Origin of the sequence: Streptomyces sp. NPDC090106 (assembly GCF_044747265.1) — a bacterium.
Taxonomy (GTDB): domain Bacteria; phylum Actinomycetota; class Actinomycetes; order Streptomycetales; family Streptomycetaceae; genus Streptomyces.
Genome location: NZ_JBIVDS010000018.1, coordinates 56,754 through 78,285 on the forward strand (window position 1 = coordinate 56,754; position 21,532 = coordinate 78,285).

18 protein-coding genes are annotated in these 21,532 nt (G+C 70.3%); 4 read left to right on the top strand and 14 right to left on the bottom strand.

The window, feature by feature from the left end; translation table 11 throughout:
* Nucleotides 1-100: 100 nt before the first annotated feature.
* Together ACIPSE_RS41125 and ACIPSE_RS41130 are read left to right on the top strand one after the other, a co-directional pair.
* On the top strand, nucleotides 101-1,822 hold the full coding sequence (locus ACIPSE_RS41125; protein WP_401673723.1) for an ATP-binding protein: 1,722 nt from the start codon (nucleotides 101-103) through the stop codon (nucleotides 1,820-1,822).
* On the top strand, nucleotides 1,822-2,502 hold the full coding sequence (locus ACIPSE_RS41130; RefSeq protein ID WP_401673934.1) for a response regulator: 681 nt from the start codon (nucleotides 1,822-1,824) through the stop codon (nucleotides 2,500-2,502). The genes ACIPSE_RS41125 and ACIPSE_RS41130 overlap by 1 nt, the downstream gene beginning before the upstream one ends.
* Nucleotides 2,503-2,559: 57 nt before the next feature.
* On the opposite strand, the gene ACIPSE_RS41135 is transcribed toward ACIPSE_RS41130, so the two are convergent.
* From ACIPSE_RS41135 to ACIPSE_RS41145, 3 genes are all read right to left on the bottom strand, one after another.
* Nucleotides 2,560-3,615, bottom strand: coding sequence for an ABC transporter substrate-binding protein (locus ACIPSE_RS41135; RefSeq protein ID WP_401673724.1), 1,056 nt, complete (start codon nucleotides 3,613-3,615; stop codon nucleotides 2,560-2,562).
* Nucleotides 3,616-3,689: 74 nt separating this feature from the next.
* Nucleotides 3,690-4,553 (bottom strand): ABC transporter permease, encoded by an 864-nt coding sequence (locus ACIPSE_RS41140; protein ID WP_401673726.1) that lies wholly within the window; start codon nucleotides 4,551-4,553, stop codon nucleotides 3,690-3,692.
* A complete protein-coding gene (locus ACIPSE_RS41145) occupies nucleotides 4,543-5,358 on the bottom strand; it encodes an ABC transporter ATP-binding protein (RefSeq protein WP_401673728.1) in 816 nt (271 codons plus the stop codon). The genes ACIPSE_RS41140 and ACIPSE_RS41145 overlap by 11 nt, the downstream gene beginning before the upstream one ends.
* Nucleotides 5,359-5,519: 161 nt before the next feature.
* On the opposite strand from ACIPSE_RS41145, the gene ACIPSE_RS41150 reads away from it, so the two are divergent.
* Entirely contained in the window at nucleotides 5,520-6,212 is a 693-nt protein-coding gene (locus ACIPSE_RS41150; protein ID WP_401673730.1) for a response regulator, read from the top strand.
* A 19-nt stretch (nucleotides 6,213-6,231) separates the two neighbouring features.
* On the opposite strand, the gene ACIPSE_RS41155 is transcribed toward ACIPSE_RS41150, so the two are convergent.
* The 6 genes from ACIPSE_RS41155 to ACIPSE_RS41180 all read right to left on the bottom strand — a co-directional run bounded on the left by ACIPSE_RS41155 (nucleotide 6,232) and on the right by ACIPSE_RS41180 (nucleotide 13,359).
* The gene (locus ACIPSE_RS41155; RefSeq protein WP_401673733.1) at nucleotides 6,232-7,824 is read right to left on the bottom strand and encodes a cation acetate symporter; all 1,593 of its coding nucleotides are present in this window, start codon (nucleotides 7,822-7,824) and stop codon (nucleotides 6,232-6,234) included.
* Nucleotides 7,821-8,381: a DUF485 domain-containing protein gene (locus ACIPSE_RS41160; protein ID WP_401673735.1), complete on the bottom strand. Its 561-nt coding sequence runs from the start codon at nucleotides 8,379-8,381 to the stop codon at nucleotides 7,821-7,823. The genes ACIPSE_RS41155 and ACIPSE_RS41160 overlap by 4 nt, the downstream gene beginning before the upstream one ends.
* Before the next feature lie 69 nt (nucleotides 8,382-8,450).
* Nucleotides 8,451-9,134 (bottom strand): response regulator, encoded by a 684-nt coding sequence (locus tag ACIPSE_RS41165; RefSeq protein ID WP_401673738.1) that lies wholly within the window; start codon nucleotides 9,132-9,134, stop codon nucleotides 8,451-8,453.
* The gene (locus tag ACIPSE_RS41170) at nucleotides 9,131-10,282 is read right to left on the bottom strand and encodes a sensor histidine kinase (protein WP_401673740.1); all 1,152 of its coding nucleotides are present in this window, start codon (nucleotides 10,280-10,282) and stop codon (nucleotides 9,131-9,133) included. Before ACIPSE_RS41170 ends, ACIPSE_RS41165 begins: the two co-directional genes overlap by 4 nt.
* On the bottom strand, nucleotides 10,279-10,803 hold the full coding sequence (locus ACIPSE_RS41175; protein WP_401673742.1) for a DUF1453 domain-containing protein: 525 nt from the start codon (nucleotides 10,801-10,803) through the stop codon (nucleotides 10,279-10,281). Before ACIPSE_RS41175 ends, ACIPSE_RS41170 begins: the two co-directional genes overlap by 4 nt.
* 432 nt (nucleotides 10,804-11,235) lie before the next feature.
* On the bottom strand, nucleotides 11,236-13,359 hold the full coding sequence (locus ACIPSE_RS41180) for a type IIA DNA topoisomerase subunit B (protein ID WP_401673744.1): 2,124 nt from the start codon (nucleotides 13,357-13,359) through the stop codon (nucleotides 11,236-11,238).
* Between the two features lie 444 nt (nucleotides 13,360-13,803).
* On the opposite strand from ACIPSE_RS41180, the gene ACIPSE_RS41185 reads away from it, so the two are divergent.
* Nucleotides 13,804-14,034, top strand: a complete 231-nt coding sequence (locus ACIPSE_RS41185) for a hypothetical protein (protein ID WP_401673746.1) — start codon at nucleotides 13,804-13,806, stop codon at nucleotides 14,032-14,034.
* 187 nt (nucleotides 14,035-14,221) lie between these two features.
* Here ACIPSE_RS41185 and ACIPSE_RS41190 read toward each other — a convergent pair whose 3' ends face one another.
* The 5 genes from ACIPSE_RS41190 to ACIPSE_RS41210 form a co-directional block, all read right to left on the bottom strand.
* A complete protein-coding gene (locus tag ACIPSE_RS41190) occupies nucleotides 14,222-15,079 on the bottom strand; it encodes a S1 family peptidase (RefSeq protein WP_401673748.1) in 858 nt (285 codons plus the stop codon).
* 261 nt (nucleotides 15,080-15,340) lie between these two features.
* Complete coding sequence (locus ACIPSE_RS41195; RefSeq protein WP_401673750.1) at nucleotides 15,341-16,873, bottom strand: RNA polymerase sigma factor; 1,533 nt, start codon at nucleotides 16,871-16,873, stop codon at nucleotides 15,341-15,343.
* Between the two features lie 423 nt (nucleotides 16,874-17,296).
* Complete coding sequence (locus tag ACIPSE_RS41200) at nucleotides 17,297-18,184, bottom strand: FadR/GntR family transcriptional regulator (protein ID WP_401673753.1); 888 nt, start codon at nucleotides 18,182-18,184, stop codon at nucleotides 17,297-17,299.
* 149 nt (nucleotides 18,185-18,333) lie between these two features.
* Entirely contained in the window at nucleotides 18,334-20,568 is a 2,235-nt protein-coding gene (locus ACIPSE_RS41205) for an ATP-binding cassette domain-containing protein (RefSeq protein ID WP_401673755.1), read from the bottom strand.
* A 129-nt stretch (nucleotides 20,569-20,697) separates the two neighbouring features.
* Nucleotides 20,698-21,456 (bottom strand): NUDIX domain-containing protein, encoded by a 759-nt coding sequence (locus ACIPSE_RS41210; RefSeq protein ID WP_401673757.1) that lies wholly within the window; start codon nucleotides 21,454-21,456, stop codon nucleotides 20,698-20,700.
* Nucleotides 21,457-21,532 lie beyond the last annotated feature (76 nt).

The following is a 21,532-nucleotide window of genomic DNA, read 5'->3' on the forward strand; positions in this document are numbered from 1 at the left end:
CTCTTCCCAGCGACGGCCGTCCACCTCGTCCATGCATTGATCAAGAGATCCATGCCACACCCCTACGGCACGTCCCACCCCTCCGCGTACCGTCATGGGTATGAGCCCCACTCCCCCCGCACGACGCCTCCGCCTCGGCCTGCCGCGGCGGATGTTCTCGCAGGTGCTGCTGATGCAGCTCGCGATCGCCGCGGGAGTCACGGTGCTCGCGACGGGCCTGTTCCTCGCACCGCTCAGTGCCCAACTGGACGACCAGGCGATGCGCCGGGCCCTCGCGATCGCGCAGACGACCGCGCAGGAGCCCCAGCTCGCCCAGGACCTCCGGACGACGCCCCACTCCGTCGACGGGCCGGTCCAGAAGGAGGCCGAGCGGATCCGGAAGGCCACGCAGGCCGAGTACGTCGTGGTGATGGACACCGAGGGCGTCCGCTGGTCGCACACCGACCCCGCGGAGATCGGCGGGAAGGTGTCGACGGACCCCACGCGGGCGCTGTCCGGCGAGGAGGTCATGGAGATCGACGAGGGCACCCTGGGGCGCTCCGCGCGCGGCAAGGTGCCTCTGCACGACAGTGACGGCGACATCATCGGGGCGGTCTCGGTCGGCATCGCGTACGACAGTGTCCGGGCGCGGCTGATCCACGCGATCCCGGGGCTGCTCGCGTACGCGGGCGGCGCGCTGGCCGTGGGCGCCCTGGCCGCCTGGCTGATCTCCCGCAGAGTCCAGCGGCAGACCCGTGACCTGGCCTTCTCCGACATCTCGGCGCTGCTCTCGGAGCGCGAGGCGATGCTGCACGGCATCCGGGAGGGTGTCGTCGCCCTGGACCGCAGCGGCCGGGTGCGTCTGCTGAACGACGAGGCGCAGCGGCTCCTCGGCATCGGCGACGAGGCGGTGGGGCACTCCCCCGACGAGGCGCTCGGGGAAGGCCGTACGGCCGATGTGCTGGCGGGCCGGGTCACCGGCACCGATCTGCTGACCGTGCGCGGCCAGCGCGTGCTGGTCGCCAACCGGATGCCGACGGACGACGGCGGTGCGGTCGCCACCCTGCGCGACCGGACCGAGCTGGAGCAGCTCGGCCGCGAGCTGGACTCCACGCGCGGGCTCATCGACGCCCTGCGCGCCCAGGACCACGAGCACGCCAACCGGATGCACACACTGCTGGGGCTGCTCGAACTGGAGATGTACGACGACGCCGTGGAGTTCGTCGGGGAGGTGGTCGGTGATCACCGGGCCACCGCGGAGCAGGTCACCGAGAAGATCGAGGACCCGCTGCTGGCGGCCCTGTTGGTCGGCAAGGCGACCGTGGCGGCGGAGCGCGGCGTCGCCCTGTGGATCTCCGACCGGACCCGGCTCCCCGACCGGCTGATCGACCCGCGGGGCATCGTCACGGTGGTCGGGAACCTCGTGGACAACGCCCTGGACGCGGTCGCCGGCAAGCCGCACGCGCGCGTGGAGGTCGAGCTGCGCGCGCAGGGGCGCACGGTCGTGCTCCGGGTGCGGGACACGGGCCCCGGGGTCCCGGCGGACCACCGGGAGCTGGTCTTCACCGAGGGCTGGTCCACGAAGAAGCCGCCCGCGCACGGCAAGCGGGGCATCGGGCTCTCCCTGGTGCGGCGGCTCGCCGAGCGCCAGGGCGGCAGCGCGACCGTCACCGAGGCCGACGGCGGGGGCGCCGCGTTCACGGTCGTCCTGCCCGAGGCACTGTCCGGGAGCGGCCTGGAACCAGGCGGCCCGAAACCGGACGGCGTGGAGCCGGACGGTCTGGAGCCCGACGGCTGGAAACCGGCGCTCACCGTGCCGTCGACGACCGAGGAGGAGTCGTGATGATCGAGGTCCTGGTCGTGGACGACGACACGCGCGTCGCCCGGGTCAACGCCGCGTACGTCGAGAAGGTGCCCGGCTTCCATGTGGCGGGCGAGGCGCACAGCGCGGCGGAGGCGCTGCGTCAGGTGGAGTCGCTGCCCCGGCTCGACCTGGTCCTCATGGACCACTACCTGCCCGACGAGACGGGTCTGTCGGTCGTCCGCGAGATGCGGCGCCGCGGCCACCAGACCGACGTGATCATGGTGACGGCCGCGCGGGACATCACGACCGTGCAGGCGGCGATGCGACACGGCGCGCTCCAGTACCTGGTCAAGCCGTTCGCCTTCGCGGGCCTGCGCGCCAAGCTGGAGGCGTACGCGGACCTGCGCCGCACGCTGGACGGGGGCGGCGAGGCCGAACAGGCGGAGGTGGACCGCATCTTCGGCGCGCTGTCCGCGTCCTCGGAGCCCGATCTGCCCAAGGGGCACTCCCCCACGACGGCGGAGCTGGTGCGCCAGTCCCTGATCAGCGCCGAAGGCCCTCTGTCGGCCCAGGAGATCGCCGAGCGGACGGGGGTGAGCCGGCAGACGGCCCAGCGCTATCTGAAGCTCCTGGAGCGCACGGGACGGGCCCGGCTCACGCTCAAGTACGGCGACGCGGGCCGCCCGGAACACCGCTACGTGTGGGCGACCCGCGCCTGAGGGCACGGCCCGTGGTGGGGGCGGGGGGAAGGGACCGTGCCCTCCTTGCCTACGGATTCAGCGCGCCGCCTTCTCCACGAACTCGGTCGTGTACGTCTTGGCGAGGTCGACGTCGGCGTTCTGGATCGTCGGGTTGAACGCCTTGAGCACCTTCTCGACGGTCTCCGGGCCGTTCTGCGGCATCACTCCGTCGTCCGTGAACATCGGCAGGGTGCTGTCGATGGCGGAGGCGTAGAGGATCTTGTTGCCCTGGGAGTAGTCGGCGGGCATCTTCTGGGCGATCTCGTGGGCGCTGTGGGTGGACATCCACTTGAGTGTCTTGACGAATGCATTGACCAGCTTCTGGACGGTGTCCTTGTGTCCGTTCACCCAGTCCGTCTGCATGTACAGACTTGACGACGGGTACGGCCCGCCGAGCGCCTCCTGGGAGCCCTCGGGGGTGCGCATGTCGAGGAGGATCCTGCCCGCCTTCTTGTCCAGGATCGTGGCCACGGTCGGGTCGGTCGTCATCCCGCCGTCGATGGCTCCCTGTTCCAGCGCCGAGATGAATGTCGGTCCCGCGCCCACGGCGACCGGTGTGAACTCACTGACCTTCACCCCGTTCTTGACGGCCAGGTACTTGGTGAGGAAGTCGGTGGACGAGCCGAGCCCGGTGACGCCGAGCTTCTTGCCCTTGAAGTCCTTGGGCGAGGTGATGTCCCCCTCGGCCTTCGTGGAGACGATCTCGACTTCGCCGGGAGCGTGCGAGAACTGCACGACGGACTCGACGTCCTTGCCCTTCACCTGGAGGTCGAGCGTGTGGTCGTAGAAGCCGACGGCCCCCTGGACCTGCCCGGACACGAGCGCGGTCTCGGCCTGCACACCGGCCGGTTCGCTCAGCAGTTCCACGTCGAGGCCCTCGGCGTCGAAGTAGCCGAGCCGCTGGGTGAGCATCGCGGGCAGATAGATGACCTTGTCCAGGCCGCCGACCATGATCTTGACCTTCGTGCCCTTGCCGTCGCCCTGGCTGCCGGAAGAAGCGGTGGTGGCGGCGTCGTTGGCGCAGGCGGTGAGCGAGGAGAGGGCGAGGAGGCCGACGGCGGCCAGGGCGAGGTGTCTGGCGGTACTGCGCATGCGGGTTCACGTCCTTGTGAGAGGCAGTGCGGTGAGGTGGTGCGAGCGGGTGGCGGAGGGAGCCGAGGGCGCGCTCAGGCGTCCGGACCCGACGGCTTCCAGCGGAAGATGCGGCGCTCCGCGAAGGTGAGCAGCCCCTCGGCGACGAGTGCGACGACGGCGAGGATGACCATCGCGGCGTACACACCGGCGGCGTTGAACGTCCCCTGCGACTGGGCGACGAGCAGCCCGATGCCCTTGGTCGCGCCGATGTACTCGCCAACGATGGCGCCGATGAGGGCGAAGCCGAAGCTCACATGGAGGCTGGTGAAGATCCATGAGGTGGCCGACGGGATGACCACCTGAAGGGTGACCCTGCGGTCGCTCGCCCCGAGGATGCGGGCGTTGGCGACCAGATTGCGGTCGACCTCGCGGGCGCCCTGGAAGGCGTTGAAGAACACGGGGAAGAAGACGAGGACGACGGCCGAGGCGACCTTGGAGGCGGGCCCGAGCCCGAACCAGATCACGAAGATGGGCGCGAGGACGATCCTGGGGATCGAATTGAGCACCTTGATGTAGGGACCAAGGATGTCGGCGAGGAAGGTGATCCGCCCCAGAGCGATACCGAACACGACACCCGCGACGACACCGATGACCCAGCCGAGCAGCGCCTCATGGAGCGTGTACCAGATCTGCTCACCCAGCGAACCGAGCGCTGTCCCGTGCGTGATCCAGGTCCATATCTGGTCCCAGACCTTGGAGGGCATCGAGAAGTTGAACGGATCGATGACCTCCGCGCGGGCCAGGACCTCCCACAGCCCGAGCCCGGCGATCAGGAGCACCACACGCGAGACCCCGACGATGGCCTTGCGCCGGCGGGCGGCACGCGCGCGTGAATGGGCGCGGTCCGGCGTCTTGACCGTGTTGACCACAGGTTGACTGAGCACCTCAGGCGGCATCGGCGGCACCTCTTTCCCGGGTGATGCGGACCTCTTCGCCCAGGGACTCCCAGATCTCGCGGTAGATCTCGATGAACCGCGCCTCCAGACGCACCGATTCGACCTTGCGCGGACGCGGCAGATCGATGTCGAAGATGTGCTTGACGGTGGCGGGCCCGGCCGTCATGACGACGACCTTGTCCGCCAGCGCGATGGACTCCTCCAGGTCGTGGGTGACGAACACGACGGACGCCCCCGTGCCCTCCCACAGCTCCAGCAGTTCGTCGGACATGAGGGCACGGGTCTGGACGTCGAGTGCGGAGAACGGCTCGTCCATGAGGAGGATCTCGGGGTCGTTGACGAAGGTCGCGGCGAGCGCGACGCGCTTGCGCTGCCCGCCGGACAGCTGGTGCGGATAGCGGTCCTCGAACGCCGACAGCCCCACTCGGGCCAGCCATTCGCGGGCCTTGCGCTTCGCCTCGGCCTTGGGGACCCCGCGGAAGCGCGGGCCCGCCATCACGTTGGACAGGACGGTGCGCCAGGGGAAGGTGGCGTCCTGCTGGAAGACGAACCCGACCTTGTCCCCGACCCCGCGGACCGGCTGCCCCGCGACCACGACCTCGCCCTCACTGGGCTCCTCAAGGCCGCTGACCAGCGTCAGGGTCGTCGACTTGCCGCACCCGGTGGGGCCGACGACCGCCACGAACTCACCCCGCCCGACGGTGAGATCGAGCCCGCTGACGGCGGTGTGCAGACCTCCCGAGGGGGTCCTGAACGTCTTGCTCGCGCCCCGCAGCTCGATGGCGGGGCTGGTGTCTGCGCTCATGGCCGGGGACGGTAGGCGCGCCCCGCGCCCGCACATCAGCCTTCTCCGCACATGCGGTTCTTTTGCTTGCAACAGCCTGTTGTGCTCGTTTTGCTCGCGCTACAACAACGGAGCCGAAACACTGGTGCAACACACGCCCGGCCTCCACGGAGAGAGACCCGATGATTGACGTCCTGGTCGTGGACGACGACTTCCGTGTCGCCGAGATCAACGCCAAGTACGTGGGAAAGGTTCCCGGTTTCCGGGTCGCCGCCCGCGCCCACACCGCCGCCCAGGCGCTGGCCGCCGTGCAGCGCGGGCCCATCGACCTGGTCCTGCTCGACCACTACCTGCCCGACCAGACGGGTCTCGAACTCGTCCACCGGATGCGGGAGCAGGGCCACGGCACCGACGTCATCATGATCACGGCCGCCGGTGACGTGACCACCGTCCAGACCGCGATGCGGCTCGGCGCGCTGCACTACCTGGTCAAGCCGTTCACCTTCGCGGCGCTGCGCACCCGGCTCGACTCCTACGCCGCCCTGCGCCGCACCGTCGACCGTGTCGGGGGCCGCGGCGTCGCCGGTCAGGAGCAGGTCGACCGGATCTTCGGCGCCCTGCGCACGACGCCGCTGCCCTCGTCACCGGGCCTGCCCTCGGGCCACTCCGAGCCGACGACCGACCTCATCTGCAGCGTCCTGCACGAGGCCGACCACCCGCTCTCCGCGCACGAGGTCGCCGCCGAGACCGGCCTGAGCCGCTCCACCGCCCAGCGCTACCTGCGCCACCTGGAACAGGCCGGCCGCCTGCGCCTGACCCTGCGCTACGGCGACACGGGCCGCCCTGAACACCGCTACGCCTGGGTCGCGCCGTGACGTCATGACCGTACGACGGTCAGGCGGCCCCCGCTCCCGTGAGTGACCGCACCTCGGTCTCCGCGTGCTTGGCCTCGTCGGCGACCTCGGCCGAGGTGACCGTGCCGAGCCAGCCGGCGACGAAGCCGAGCGGGATCGAGACCAGGCCGGGGTTCTGCAGCGGGAAGAACTGGAAGTCGACGCCCGGGAACAGGGATTCGGGGCTGCCGGAGACGACCGGCGACAGCAGTACGAGGAGCACGGCCGGGATGAGCCCGCCGTACACCGACCAGACCGCGCCGCGGGTGGTGAAGGCGCGCCAGAAGAGCGAGTAGAGCAGCACCGGAAGGTTTGCGGACGCGGCGACCGCGAAGGCGAGCCCCACCAGGAACGCGACGTTGAGGTCGCGGGCCAGCAACCCGAGTCCGATCGCGACCACGCCGATACCGACGGCGGCGACGCGCGCCACGGCGACCTCGCTGTGCGGCTTGGAACGCTTGCGCCGCAGGGACGCGTACAGGTCGTGGGCGACGGAGGCGGAGGAGGCGAGCGTGATGCCGGCGACCACCGCGAGGATCGTTGCGAACGCGATGGCCGCGACGACGGCGAACAGGACCGTTCCGCCCGCGGAGTTCACGCCGCCGCCGAGGTCGAGGGCGAGCAGCGGGACCGCCGTGTTGCCCGCCGCGTTGGAGCCGCGCACGGCGTCCGGCCCGACGATCGCCGCCGCGCCGAAGCCCAGCACGATCGTCATCAGGTAGAAGCCGCCGATCAGCCCGATCGACCAGACGACCGACCGGCGGGCGGCCCGCGCGGTCGGCACGGTGTAGAAGCGCGAAAGGATGTGCGGCAGCCCGGCCGTGCCGAGGACCAGGGCGAGTCCCAGGCTGATGAAGTCGAAGCGCGCGGTCCAGTCCGCCCCGTAGCGCAGGCCGGGGGCCAGGAACTTGTCGCCGTGACCGCTGCGTTCGGCCGCGGTGAGCAGCAACTGGTCGAAGTTTCCGTGGAAACGCACGAGGACGAGCACGGTCAGCACGATCGTCCCGCCGAGGAGCAGGACCGCCTTCACGATCTGGATCCAGGTGGTGGCCCGCATCCCTCCCAGCGACACGTAGATCACCATGAGCGCGCCGACGCCGATGACCGTCCAGGTCTGTGCCGCCTGGCCGGTCCCGCCGAGCAGCAGCGCCACCAGGCTTCCCGCGCCCACCATCTGCGCCACCAGGTACAGAACGGACACGGTGACCGAGGAGGTTCCCGCCGCGATCCGCACGGGCCGCTCGCTCATCCGCGCCGCGACCACGTCGGCCAGGGTGAACCGACCGCAGTTGCGCACCAGTTCGGCGACCAGGAACAACACGACCAGCCAGGCCACCAGGAAGCCGACCGAGTACAGCATCCCGTCGTAGCCGTACAGCGCGATGAGCCCGGAGATCCCGAGGAACGACGCGGCCGACATGTAGTCGCCCGCGATGGCAAAACCATTCTCCATCGGCGAGAACAACCGGCCGCCCGCGTAGAACTCCTCCGCCGAGCCGTGCCGGTTGCGGCTCACCCAGGTCGTGATCCCCAGGGTGACCGCGACGAACGCGCTGAACAGCAGCAGCGCCAGCGTCTGGTGATTGTCCGTCACAGAGCACCGCCCCGGACGCCCCGTGTCAGCTCCTGGGTGTCCCAGCGCAGTTCCAGCGCCGCGCGGTCCCTGCGCAGGCGCGCGTGCCGTGCGTAGGCCCAGGTCAGCACGAACGTGGTGAGGAACTGCCCCAGTCCCGCGATCATCGCCACGTTCACCGCGCCCGCCACCGGCCGGGCCATCAGCCCCGGCGCGGTCGTCGCGGCCACCACGTACCCGACGTACCAGGCGAAGAACGCCACGCACGCCGGCACGACGAACCTCCGGTACCGGCTGCGCACCTCCTGGAAGGCCGCGCTGCGCTGCACTTGGAGGTACACATCGGCCGTCGCGGCGTCGGTGTCTTTGCGTCGGTCGCGCCCGGTCCCGTCCGTGGGCAGCGGCACGGGCGCGCCGGCCGACTCGCCCCAGCCGGAGGCCAGCGCGTCGTACCAGGGGTCGTCGTACCGTACGGCCGCGGGGGCGTCGGTGAGATCGGGGTCGTGCCCGTCGTGGTGTTCGGCCGGGCTTTCGGGACCGCCCCCGCCGCCGCTGGGACGACCGTTGCTTGACTGCATGCCCAAGGATGGACAGAACGGGAAGATCCCCGACTCTTCTTCCCCTGGGTCTTCACCCCATCAGGTGACTCAACCCGCCGGAGGCCGTGCGAGTCCCTTGGCATAGGCGTAACGGACCGCCTGCGCGCGATCCTTGAGGCCGGTCTTGGCGAACATGTTGTTGATGTGGGTCTTCACGGTGGCCGTCGAGACATGCAGCTTGCGGGCGATCTCCGTGTTGCTGAGCCCGTCGGCGATCAGCACCAGCACCTCGGTCTCCCGCCCGGTCAGTCCGTCCGGCGGCTCGACGGGCGGCGCCGGTTCGGCCTCCGGTTCCGACAGCCTCTCCAGCAGCCGTCGTTGGACGCTCGGCGACAGACCCGCGTCGCCGTCCAGGACGCTGAGCACGGCCCGGCCGATCTCCTCGCCTCCCGCGTCCTTGGTCAGATACCCGCGCGCTCCCGCTCTCAGCGCCGGGAACAGCGAGTCGTCGTCCGCGAACGTCGTGAGCACCACGACCTGGGTCCCGGGATGCTCGGCCCTGATCCGCCGGGTGGCCTCCACGCCGTCGCAGCGGGGCATCCGCAGGTCCATCAGCACGACGTCCGGGGCGAGTTCGGCGACCTGCCGCACGGCCTCGTCGCCGTCCCTGGCGGTGCCGACGACCTCGATCCCGGGCAGCAGCCCGAGCAGCAGCACGATCCCCTCACGGATCATCGCCTGGTCGTCCGCGACCACCACCCGCGCGGTCCGCTCCCCGGTCCCCTCGGTCATACCGGCACCTGCAGCGTCACCACGAACCCCTCCTCGTCCGGTCCTGCCCGCAGCGAACCGCCGAGCAACTCGGCACGCTCGCGCATGCCCAGCAGACCGTACCCGCCGCCCGTGGCGGTCAGTTCACCCGGCGATCCGCCCGAGTCACGCACGTCCAGGGTCACTTGCTGCTCGCCGTAGTCCAGCCGCAGCCGCACCTTCGCGCCCGGGGCGTGCTTGCGGACGTTGGTCAGGGCTTCCTGGGCGACCCTGCGCACGGCCTGCGAGGCTTCCGCCGGCAGGGGTCTGCGCTCACCCGTAATGGTGACCTCGGCCCCGGCGCTCCCCCGCACGAGCTGGGCCAGGAAGTCCTCCAAGGGCGTCAGTTCACCGCGCAGCGCCGAGAGAGCCTGCCGGGTCTCGGAGAGTCCGTCCCGGGCCATCCCGCGCGCGGCCACCACCCGCTCCAGGATCTGTTCCCGGTCTGCGCCCCGCTCGATCAACAGGCGGGCGGCCTCCAGGTGCACGAGCTGCGCCGAGAGGCTGTGCGCGAGCACGTCGTGGATCTCGCGTGCGATCCGGGACCGCTCGGCGAGCGCAGACGTCTCCGCCTCCGCCGCGCGGGCGGCCCGCTCCTGGACCAGCAGCCGCTGGGTGTTGCCGCGGGCCTCCGCGTCCAGCCGCAGGGTGTACCCGGCGAGGGCCAGCCCGAGGCAGGTGACCACGGTCGTCAGCGGGTCGTCGTTGTTGAGCGCCCCGTACGCACTGAGCGCCGCCACCATGGCGGGGACCGCGGCGGCCAGGGGAAGCCGCTCCAGCGCCGCGACGGCCGACGCGCACCAGATCACGAGGGCGGGCACCTGGAACCCGGAGAGCTGGGCCGCGACGGCGACGCCCTGCATGGCGGCCCAGGAGAGCGACGCCGGCCGGAGCCGGTGCTGGAGTGTGGCGCGGTAGAACGTCCAGGCAAGGAGCCCGGTCAGGAGGAACCCGGCGGCGCCCGCGACGATCCACCAGCCGTGAACGGAGTCCGCCGTCAGAGCCCCCCACACCAGCAGGGAGAGCAGGAGCGCCCGCACCGCCCAGGCGAGCAGACGCCGGGGACGTGAGATCCCCTCGCGCCCGAGCGCCTCCCGCGAGGGCCAGCGTGTCCAGACCTGGTCCGTCACACGTGCTCCTTCCGGGCCGACAGGGGCATGCCCGCACCGTACGCCGCGTCCGGTCCGGGAGCAGGGCGAAGGGCCTGGGCCCGCCAGGTGAGGATGCCGGCGCGCAGCAGCAGGGTGGCCGCAAGGGCCAGGAGCAGGGCCGAGGACCCCTGGTTGACGCCGAAGACGGCACCGAGCCCGTACAGACCGGCGCGCAGGGCTATGCCGGTCAGCCACACCGCTCCGCTCGCCTTGGTGCTCTTGCTCCAGACCGAGCCATCGGACTCCACCCAGGTGCGGGAGGTCCAGGCCCAGGCGGCGCCCATGGCGATCCCTATCAGCAGTTCCGCCGCGAGCAGCGTGATCGCCATGGTGGGGTGCCGGTCGTCGACGAGTCCGGGTTCACGCAGGGCGACGACGGCGAGGACGACCGGCAACAGCCACCAGCGCCGTCCCGTGTCGACGCGCTGCGCGCGGAACTGGCGCGCGATCACCACCACGACGACCACCACGATCAGGAAAGCGTCGAGCAGCCCGGACATCAGAGCCTCCGTGAGCGAAGAGGGGCGATGCCGGCAGCGAGCGCTGCCGACGCCTTCGACGCTACGGAAATGCGCAGGTCAGTGGATCGGCGCAGGGGTGGAAAGCGGGTGGAACCGCGCACCGCCCACCGTCCACCCGAGGGTGGAGAACCGGCCTGCGGAGAACCAGCCCGAGTGGAACCGGGCTGTGAAGAACCGGGTTAGGGAGAACCGGGCCGAGGAACACCAGGCCGAGCAGCACCGGGCCGCGGAAGCCCACCTGTGGAAAACCGGGCCGCGAGGAGCTGGATCGCTGAGGGCCGGACCGCAAGAAGCCGGACCATCGGCCCGGCTCCCGCCACCGTCCGGCCCGGTCACCCGTCCGGCCCTGTCATCCGTCCGACCCCGCCGCCCACTCGATCCCGCGAGCACCCACCCGAGCCCGGCGCCGGGTCAGGCGTCGATGCGCGACCGGTCCAGCGTCGCCGCCGAGCTGGAGATGAACTCCTTGCGCGGGGCCACGTCATTGCCCATGAGGAGGTCGAAGACCTGCTCGGCGGCCTCCAGGTCGGAGAGGTTGACCCGGCGCAGGGTGCGGTGGCGCGGGTCCATCGTCGTCTCGGCCAGCTGGTCGGCGTCCATCTCGCCGAGACCCTTGTAGCGCTGGATGGAGTCCTTGTAGCGCACGCCCTTGCTCTGGAACTCCACGAGCTTGTCGCGCAGCTCCCGGTCCGAGTACGTGTAGACGTACTTGTCCTGGCCCTTCTTGGGCTGGACCAGCTCGATGCGGTGCAGTGGCGGCACCGCCGCGAACACGCGCCCGGCCTCGATCATCGGCCGCATGTAGCGCTGGAACAGGGTCAGCAGCAGGGTGCGGATGTGGGAGCCGTCGACATCGGCGTCCGTCATCATGATGATCTTGCCGTAGCGGGCAGCGTCCAGGTCGAAGGTCCGGCCCGAGCCGGCTCCTATGACCTGGATGATCGCACCGCACTCGGCGTTCTTGAGCATGTCGGTGACGGACGACTTCTGGACGTTGAGGATCTTGCCGCGGATCGGCAGCAGCGCCTGGAACTCGGAGTTCCGGGCGAGCTTGGCGGTGCCGAGCGCGGAGTCTCCCTCGACGATGAACAGCTCGCTGCGGTCGACGTCGTCGCTGCGGCAGTCGGCGAGCTTCGCGGGCAGCGAGGAGGACTCCAGGGCCGTCTTGCGACGCTGGGCGTCCTTGTGCTGACGGGCCGCGATCCGCGTGCGGGCCGCGGCGACGGCCTTCTCCATGACGACCCGGGCCTGGGCCGCTGCGTCGCGCTTGGTGGAGGTCAGGAACGCCTTCAGCTCCTTGGCGATCACCGTGTTCACGATGCGCCGGGCCGCCGAGGTGCCGAGCACCTCTTTGGTCTGACCTTCGAACTGAGGTTCGGCCAGTCGTACGGTGACGACGGCGGTGAGGCCCTCCAGGGCGTCGTCCTTGACGACGTCGTCCTCGGCGACACGCAGCATCTTCTTGGCGCGCAGCACCTCGTTCATCGTGGCGGCCACGGCCGTCTCGAAGCCCGCCACGTGGGTGCCGCCCTTGGGCGTGGCGATGATGTTCACGAACGACTTCAGGTTCGTGTCGTACCCGGTGCCCCAGCGCATGGCGACGTCGACGCCGAGTTCCCGGGTGACCTGGGTCGGGGTCATCTGGCCGTGCTCGTCGAGGACGGGGACGGTCTCCTTGAAGGTGCCCTGACCGGTGAAGCGGAGGACGTCGCAGACCGGCCTGTCGCTGGCCAGGTACTCGCAGAACTCGCTGATGCCGCCGTCGAAGCGGAAGGACTCCTCGCCCTTGCTGCCGCCCTCGCCGAGGCCGATCTCGTCACGGACGACGATGGTCAGGCCGGGCACCAGGAAGGCCGTCTGGCGAGCCCGCTGGTGCAGGTTCTCCAGGGAGAGCTTGGCGTCTTTGAGGAAGATCTGCCGGTCGGCCCAGTAGCGCACGCGCGTGCCGGAGCGGGTCTTGGGGATCCGCTTGGTCTTGCGCAGTCCGCTGTCGGCGTCGAACTTGGCACTCTCGCCGTTCCCGGCGAACGCGCCCGGGACACCACGACGGAAGCTGATCGCGTGCGTGTTCCCGTCGCGGTCGACCTCGACGTCGAGCCGCGCGGACAGGGCGTTCACCACGGAGGCACCGACACCGTGCAGACCGCCGGAGGCGGCGTAGGAGCCGCCGCCGAACTTGCCGCCGGCGTGCAGCTTGGTCATGACGACCTCGACGCCGGACAGGCCGGTCTTGGGCTCGACGTCGACCGGGATGCCCCGGCCGTTGTCGCGGACCTCGACCGAACCGTCGTCATGGAGGATGACGTCGATGTGGTCGCAGTAGCCCCCGAGAGCCTCGTCGACGGAGTTGTCGATGATCTCCCACAGGCAGTGCATCAGGCCTCGACTGTCCGTCGAGCCGATGTACATGCCGGGGCGCTTGCGCACGGCCTCGAGTCCTTCGAGGACGAGCAGGTGCCGCGCGGTGTAGTTGGAACCGTCCCGGTCTGCTCCTGCCAGCAGCGCTGTGGACGGCACGGACGTATCGGCGGTCACGCGGTTCGCTCCTCGCTGAATTTCAGGTGGGGCCCTTTTGGGTAAGGGCGCGGCTTGGTTCGCCGCCAAGAGGGTACCGAGGCCTGGTAGAGCCGTTGTAACGCCACCCTCGTCTGAGCGCAGACTAGTCCAGCGTCGCATGCGTGTTCGATCCCTCGTTGGAGTGAAGCACACATCACGTTCCCTTCGAGGCATGAACCATTTAGGCTCCGGGCACGTCCTCAAGAACAAACACCGGCAAGCCAGCCGGGAGGACGGACATTGACAGCAAGAGCGAACCCGTAAGACACGAAGACACGCAATACGGCACATTCGCCGCCAACCGGCAGCAGTCAGCCGGCCTCGAAAGATTTTTTTCGAGGGAAAGCCCCGAGCGGGAACGTTTTCGGGCTGGTTGGATGTTGACCCTGGTACGACAGCTCGTCGAGCTAGAGAAGAGGCGACGTGACTACTGTTCTGACCCCCGCGAGCCCGCTGACGGCCGCTGATCGCTGCGACCGGTGCGGCGCCCAGGCATACGTACGCGTTGTCCTGCTCAGCGGCGGTGAACTGCTCTTCTGCGCCCACCACGGACGCAAGTTCGAGCCGGAACTCAAGAAGATCGCCGCTGAGATACAGGACGAGACGGAGCGGCTGACGACCATTCCGGCATCCGCTTCAGACGAAGAGCGCTGACACCTCGCATCCACGACGAGCCGAGATCGGCACAGGCCGACACACGGGCGGCCGCTCCTGGAGACAGGAGCGGCCGCCCGCGCTCGTAAGCGATGCGATCCCGAACCAAGGGCCCTTCAAGGCTCCCCACGGCTCCCCACCCCACGGGAAGCCCCCGGAAACCGCCCTCAGGGCCCGTCAGCGCCTCTCAGAGGACCGCTGGCGCCATTCCCCTCCCGACGTCCCATCCGAGCTTCCGCAGGACGTCGGAGACGCGCGTGTACACGCCGGGACTGCCCGGCAGCGCACAGCCGCTCCCCCAGGACACCAGTCCGACGAGCTTCCCCTGGGCGACGAGCGGCCCGCCGCTGTCCCCCTGACAGGCGTCACGGCCACCCCGCTCCTCACCGGCGCACAGCATGCTGTCGGCGAGATACGTGCCGTCGGCGGTGCCCGGGTAGGCCTTCTCGCACAGCGAGTCGGCCAGTACGTGCACGGGCGCCGCACGCAGGCTGTGCGCGTAGTCACCGCTGCCGGAGACATCCCCCCAGCCGTAGACCGTGGCGTCCGTGCCCGGCGCGTAGGCGGCGTCCCCTGAGGGCGCCATCGCGACGACCGCGCCTTGACTCAGCGGCTCGTCCAGCTTGATCACCGCGAAGTCCCCGGCGTTGGTTCCGCTGTCGTAGTCGGGGTTCACCCAGGTGTCCCGCACCCGGATCTCACGACCCTGGTCGGTGAGCAGGTCGGTACGGCCCGTGATGACCTTGAGGTCGCGGACCTGGTCCGGCGGCGACCCGAGGACGTCCTCCCGGAGGCAGTGCGCGGCGGTGAGCACAGTGGTGCGGCCGACGGCCACGCCGCCGCAGAACTGTCCGGCGCGCGTACCTCCGAACCGGTCACGGCTGGACAGGGCCACGGTCCAGGGGCCCTCGGAGATGTCCACGGGGAAGCCCCCGACGACGATGCTGTCGGCCGCGACGGGGGCCGCCGAGGCCAGCGGTATGGCACCGGCCGCGACCGCCAGGACCAGCGACCGGGTCAGCACCCGGGCAAAGGGACGACGCATGCACGCTCCTCACTCTGGGGTGGTCATGAGACACCCAGAGTGATCCAGCGGGCGGCGTCGCGCACCCGCGCGCGTAGCAGGCGAAGGCTCCGTGAACGCACGCCACGGCTCCACGGGTGCGCCGGGCCTTCGCGCGTACGAGCGAAGGCCCGGTTCCCGCGGAGGGAACCGGGCCTTGCTCGTCGTACGACTACGACCTGGCCGGCGGACAGACGGCCTGGCCGAACGGGTCCGCCTGGTCGAACGGTCGAAACGGTCGGCCTAGTCGAGGTAGTCGCGCAGGACCTGCGACCGCGACGGGTGGCGCAGCTTCGACATGGTCTTGGACTCGATCTGGCGGATGCGCTCACGCGTGACGCCGTAGACCTTGCCGATCTCGTCGAGGGTCTTCGGCTGACCGTCGGTGAGACCGAACCGCATGGAGACGACACCCGCCTCGCGCTCGGACAGGGTGTCCAGGACGGAGTGCAGCTGCTCCTGGAGGAGCGTGAAGCTGACCGCGTCGGCCGGGACGACGGCCTCGGAGTCCTCGATGAGGTCACCGAACTCGCTGTCGCCGTCCTCGCCCAGCGGGGTGTGCAGGGAGATGGGCTCGCGGCCGTACTTCTGGACCTCGATGACCTTCTCGGGGGTCATGTCGAGTTCCTTGGCCAGCTCCTCCGGGGTGGGCTCGCGGCCCAGGTCCTGGAGCATCTGGCGCTGCACACGCGCGAGCTTGTTGATGACCTCGACCATGTGCACCGGGATACGGATGGTGCGGGCCTGGTCGGCCATGGCGCGGGTGATGGCCTGACGGATCCACCAGGTGGCGTACGTGGAGAACTTGTAGCCCTTGGTGTAGTCGAACTTCTCGACCGCGCGGATCAGACCGAGGTTGCCCTCCTGGATGAGGTCCAGGAAGAGCATGCCGCGGCCGGTGTAGCGCTTGGCCAGGGAGACCACCAGACGGAGGTTGGCCTCCAGGAGGTGGTTCTTGGCGCGGCGGCCGTCCTCGGCGATGATCTCCAGCTCGCGCTTGAGCTTCGGGGCGAGCTTGTCGGCGTTGGACAGCTTGTCCTCGGCGAACAGGCCGGCCTCGATGCGCTTGGCGAGCTCGACCTCCTGCTCGGCGTTGAGGAGCGGGACCTTGCCGATCTGCTTGAGGTAGTCCTTGACGGGGTCGGCGGTGGCGCCGGCCACGGCGACCTGCTGGGCAGGCGCGTCGTCCTCGTCGTCGTCGGAGAGGACGAAGCCCTTGCTCTCGCCGCCCTCCTCTTCCTCTTCGCCGGGCTTGATGTCCTCGAGAACCTCGTCCTCGACGACTTCGGCATCGTCCTTGCCAGTGGTCTTCTTGGCCGCCGTCTTCTTGGCGACGGCCTTCTTGGCGGTCGCCTTCTTGGCGACGGTCTTCTTTGCGGCGGCCTTCTTGGCGGGCGCCTCGCCCTCGGCGGAGGCCTCGGCCGCGGGTGCCGCGGGCGTGGCGGTGGCGGTGGCGGCCTTCTTGGTGGTCACCGTCTTCGCCGCGACCGTCTTGGTGGCGGTGCGCTTGGCCGGACTCTTCGCTGCGACGCTCTTTCGGGTGCGCTTGGGCTCCGCGGCACTGACCATCAGCGTCACACCCTCTTCCTCGAGGATCTGGTTGAGGCTGCGCAGTACGTTCTTCCACTGAGTGGCCGGAATCTGGTCAGCTTCGAAGGCCCGACGCACGTCATCGCCGGCGATCTGCCCCTCAGCCTTTCCCCGCTCAATGAGAGCCATGACAGAGACGGACTCGGCGATCTCCGGCGGGAGCGTACGGGATGTGCTGGCCGACACGAACAACCTCTCGGAACGTTGGAAAACGGCTTCCGGCCCCGTCCACGGCGGACAGGAGCCGACCACCGACCTGGGAATGGGCCGACGGTGCGGGCGGGGGCCGGGAAGATGCACAACGCCTGAACCGGCGTCCGTGTTCCCTCCGCGGCTGTCACCTCTTAGGTCATCGCGTTGTTCCCACGAGCGTTACGCCCAATCTGCGTGGCCCGAGTCACACCCCGTAAGCGCTCAAAAACGGTCAGACATGGGCAGAGGTGGTCGCCTGGGAGAGTGGCGAGGGACGGAGCGGGACCGTCGCGCCGTCGGACCCCGCAGGATCCCAGTCCTCAGGAATCCTGCGGGGTCCGGCGAGGGACGGTCCGTCGGCCGGACGATGCCCAGGAGGGGGAGGCACCCTTCGGCCGCGCCGCCCGCGGTGCGTGGTCAGTGTTCGCGCGGCGCCGGCACCACACGCTCCACCTCGGGGTGGATGGTGAGCAGCTGCCGCACGGCCGCCTCGGCCGCCGATCCGTCACCCGCGCCGAGGGCATCGACGATCCTGGCGTGCTGCACCAGAGAGGCCTCATTCGGACGGTCGCAACCGGTGACAGGACCACCGGACACCTGGAGGGCCGCGGACACGATCCCCGACAGGTGCTCCAGCATGCGGTTGCCCGCGAGCTGGATGAGCAGGGAGTGGAATTCGGCGTCCGCGCGGGAGAACGTGAGCGCGTCGCCCTGTCCCATCGCGTGCCCCATGATCTCCACCATGTCGGAGAGCCGCTGCTGGACGTCCTCACGTCCGCGACCGGCGGCCAGGCGCGCGGCGAGGGGCTCGATCGTCCAGCGCAGCTCGCTCAGCTCGCGACGCTGGTCGTCGCGCTGCGGTCCGAAGGCCCGCCACTCGATGATGTCGGGGTCCAGCAGGTTCCAGTCACTGACGGGGCGCACGCGCGTGCCCACGTTCGGCCGGGCGCTGACCAGGCCCTTGGCCTCCAGGACCCGGAGGGACTCACGGACAACGGTGCGGGAGACCTCGAAACGCTGGCCGATCTCCTCGGGGACCAGCGGGCGGTCGGCGCCCAGGTCACCCGAGACGATCATCTGCCCGAGCTGCTGGACGAGTTGGCCGTGCAGCCCGCGCCCACGGCTGCCCGCGGTACGCCTGCCCACGCGGCCCAGCTCGGGGTCCACGGCGTCCCAGGCGGGGACTCCCACACGGTCGGAGGCGGGCGCCTCGGCGTAGGGGTAGCGGTCGAGTTCGCCCGGGCCGGCCAGACCGGAGTCGGCGGAGCGGGCGGCGGTCATCATGGTGTGCGCAAGGGTACTCACGGATCATTTGTCGGCGTCGTCTCCAACTGCCTTGAGGTCTTTGGTGAAAAGCACACGAAAGGGTGATCGCTCACCCCGTCGCAATTGACGCCTTATCGGAAAGAAATGGGCGTTCCCAGGGGAGTTGTGCGCACGCCGCGACCTGAAGGTCACGGACAGTCGTCACGGACCCTGCTTCGCAGGGTCGTGAGCAGGTAGCTGCAGAGCAGCGCCGTCAACGACAACGCCAGTGCCCCGCCCATGGGTTGGGCGAGCACGCGCGCGGCGGCCACCAGATAGCGCTCGCCGCCGAAAGGCCACTGCGACAGCAGCGACGCACGCACCTGCAGAAGGGTTTCTGCGGCATCTCGCACAGCCGGACTCCCCAAGACCCTTTGTACGACAGGTACGAGAGGGACGGCGACGGCGGGTACGACGATCACGGCGGCCAGTCCCGCTGACGTGGACCGGAAGACGCCCGCGGCCAGCACACCCGCCCAGGCGCATCCGACCACGAGCCCGATCCAACTCGCGCCGAGCGACAGCCAGTCGGTGGGAACCTTCGCGAGGTCCGGGCCGTATACGAGGTAGAGCACCTCGGCGTCGCAGCCCACTGTGAGGAAGGCCAGCAGCAGCGCGGTGGCGGTGGAGACGGCGAGTTTGGCCGCGAGCAGCCCCAGCCGACGGGGGACGGCGCGGCGATCCGCCGCGAGAGCGGGGTGACGGAACTCGTCCCCGAAGGCGAGCGCCCCGAGCAGCCCGGCGCCGAGCGCAGCGGGCGGCAGTGGCAGCTCACGCGGCCAGGCAGCGAGCAGCCGGTGCTGCGGGACATGCCCGAACCGGGCGAGCAGTACGGCGATCAGGGCGGAGCCGATGAGGACCGCGGCTCCGACGAGGAACCCGGCACCGATCCCGGCGGCACGGCGCAGCTCGTAGCGGAGGGGGCGGCGAGGGCTGGGGGCTGTGCGGACCGAGATGGCGGGCGGGAGCACGGACGGGGTGGCACGCTGCAGGAGCGTGGCCTGCGCGGCCAAGGGCTGGAGTGGAGACGGGGGTGGCGTCGCGGGCGAGGGCAGGACCGAGAACGGGGTCGTCTGAGTGACTGGGAGCGCCGACGGCTCCGGAGCTGTTTGTTCGAGTGATGCACCTGAGTGCGATTCTGCCTCGCGAGGCGGCGGTGGGGTGACGGTGTCACTCTGCGGGACGGTGTCGCCCTGCGGAGTGGCGTCGCTCTGCGGGCCGGCTTCGGGGGTGTGCGGCTCGGCGGCGAGGGTCGGGACGCACTCCGAGCTGGTCAGACTGGTCGGCTCGGTTGCTTCAGGCGCGGCCATCACGGGGTCAGGGGCCACGGGCGGCACTGGCGTGGGCAGGCGTGGGGGCAGCAGGAGGGGTGGTGCGTCAGCGTCCCGCGGCACGAGCGGCAGAGGCAAGGGCCGGGGCAGGGGCAGCTCGGGGGCGGGGTCCATGTCGCCTGGATCGGCCGAGAGTTGATGGACGACGACTCCATGGCGGAACGCGGCCTCGCCGATGTCGGCGCAGGTACTGCCGTACACATGCAGGTGATTGCCGCCCTCCAGGACGACCTCGACCCCAGTCCGGGTCTCAGCCTGGACCTGGACCTCGGCCCCAGCCCGAGCGTCGGCCTGGACCTCCGCCTCGGTGGCGCGCCGAACCGAGCGGGCCTCGTGGGTGAGGAGGGCGGCGAGGCGGGCGGCGTGCGGGGTCCGGACGGTGATGCGGGGCCGGAGGCGGGTGCGGGAGAACTCGGCGCTCGTCTGCTGGGCGACGAGCCTGCCCTGCTCCAGGCTGAGGACGCGGTCGGCGGCGCGGGCCGCCTCTTCGGGGGTGGCCGTGGCGATCAGGACGGTGCCGCCCTGGGCGGCGTGGGCGCGCAGCATGCCGTGCAACCAGCGGCGTTCGACGGCCGTGAGGCTGTCCGCCGGGTCGTCGAGGACGAGGGTGTGCGGGTCGGCGAGCAGGGCGCAGGCGAGGCCGAGGCGCCGATTGGCGCCGGGTTCGAGGGCGCCGAGGCGTTCGCCGCGCAGATCGGCGAGGCCGACGACCTCCAGCACCTGGTTCGCGCGGCGCGCCGGAACGCCTGCGGCGGCGCAGAGCATGCGCAGATGACCTCGGACCGTGCGGGCCGGGTGTCCCGCCACCTCCCCGAGGAGGACGCCGACTTCGCGCGCGGGTTGCGCGATGCGGTGCAGTGGTCGGCCCTTGAAGTGGGTTGCTCCGCGGCCCTGTTGGAGTTCGAGCATGAGGCGGAGGAGCGTCGACTTACCCGCGCCCGGTGCGCCGAGCAGCGCGGTGACATGGCCCGCGCGCGCTTCGAAGGAGACGTCGTCGACGACGGGCGGACGCAGTTTGCGAGGGCTGCTGGTCAGTGCGAAGGCCTGGATCACCGCAGCAAGATAGCGCGGTATGTCCGTTTTTTCGGGTACCGGAAGAGCCCGGCCGGGCGAAGCAGCCGCGGCATCTCGGGTCGCCTTGAAGGGGGTTGGGGCGGTGGCCGGGCCGAGGCCCGGCCACCGTCACACCTCGGGGCGCAGCATCGGCGGGTTGAGCAGGGTGGCGCCACCGGCCCGGAAGAGCTGAGCGGGACGACCGCCCTGGCGTGTGGTCGTCCCGCCGGTGGGGACGAGGAAGCCGGGTGTGCCCGTCACCTTGCGGTGGAAGTTGCGCGGGTCCAGGGCCACTCCCCACACCGCCTCGTAGACGCGGCGCAGCTCTCCGACGGTGAACTCGGTGGTGCAGAACGCCGTGGCCAGCGACGAGTACTCGATCTTGGAACGGGCACGCTCCACTCCGTCGGCCAGGATCTGGGCATGGTCGAAGGCCAGGGGAGCCAACGGTTCGCCGTCGCGGCCGTAACCGCCGTGCTGGAGCAGTTCGTCGACCGGCGCCCAGCGCGCGTTGCTGGCGTCACCGCCCGCCCGGGGTGCGGGCAGGTCGGGAGCGAGGGCGAGGTGGGCGACGCTGACGACCCGCATCCGGGGATCGCGCTTGGGGTCGCCGTAGGTGGCGAGCTGCTCCAGGTGCGCGCCGTTGTCCTGGGCGGGCGCGGTGGGTTCGTGGGCGCGCAGCCCTGTCTCCTCCGCCAGTTCGCGGGCCGCGGCCTGCGACAGATCCTCGTCGGCCCGGACGAAACCGCCCGGGAGCGCCCAGCGGCCCTGGAAGGGCGCCTCACCCCTGCGCACCGCCAGCGCACACAAGGCGTGGCGGCGCACGGTCAGCACAACCAGGTCCACGGTGACGGCGAAGGGCGGAAAGGCTGACGGGTCGTAGGACATGCGGCGATCATAGTCGTCTGCCTGACGATAAACACTCCCTTCGCCGGCTCCATCGATGGTTGATCCACTTCGATCA

Coding starts and splice junctions, on each gene's coding strand:
- ACIPSE_RS41130 (WP_401673934.1), top strand. CDS start 1,822: ATGATCGAGGTCCTGGTCGTGGACGACGACACGCGCGTCGCCCGGGTC.
- ACIPSE_RS41145 (WP_401673728.1), bottom strand. CDS start 5,358: ATGAGCGCAGACACCAGCCCCGCCATCGAGCTGCGGGGCGCGAGCAAG.
- ACIPSE_RS41125 (WP_401673723.1), top strand. CDS start 101: ATGAGCCCCACTCCCCCCGCACGACGCCTCCGCCTCGGCCTGCCGCGG.
- ACIPSE_RS41160 (WP_401673735.1), bottom strand. CDS start 8,381: ATGCAGTCAAGCAACGGTCGTCCCAGCGGCGGCGGGGGCGGTCCCGAA.
- ACIPSE_RS41165 (WP_401673738.1), bottom strand. CDS start 9,134: ATGACCGAGGGGACCGGGGAGCGGACCGCGCGGGTGGTGGTCGCGGAC.
- ACIPSE_RS41140 (WP_401673726.1), bottom strand. CDS start 4,553: ATGCCGCCTGAGGTGCTCAGTCAACCTGTGGTCAACACGGTCAAGACG.
- ACIPSE_RS41135 (WP_401673724.1), bottom strand. CDS start 3,615: ATGCGCAGTACCGCCAGACACCTCGCCCTGGCCGCCGTCGGCCTCCTC.
- ACIPSE_RS41150 (WP_401673730.1), top strand. CDS start 5,520: ATGATTGACGTCCTGGTCGTGGACGACGACTTCCGTGTCGCCGAGATC.
- ACIPSE_RS41210 (WP_401673757.1), bottom strand. CDS start 21,456: ATGTCCTACGACCCGTCAGCCTTTCCGCCCTTCGCCGTCACCGTGGAC.
- ACIPSE_RS41175 (WP_401673742.1), bottom strand. CDS start 10,803: ATGTCCGGGCTGCTCGACGCTTTCCTGATCGTGGTGGTCGTCGTGGTG.
- ACIPSE_RS41190 (WP_401673748.1), bottom strand. CDS start 15,079: ATGCGTCGTCCCTTTGCCCGGGTGCTGACCCGGTCGCTGGTCCTGGCG.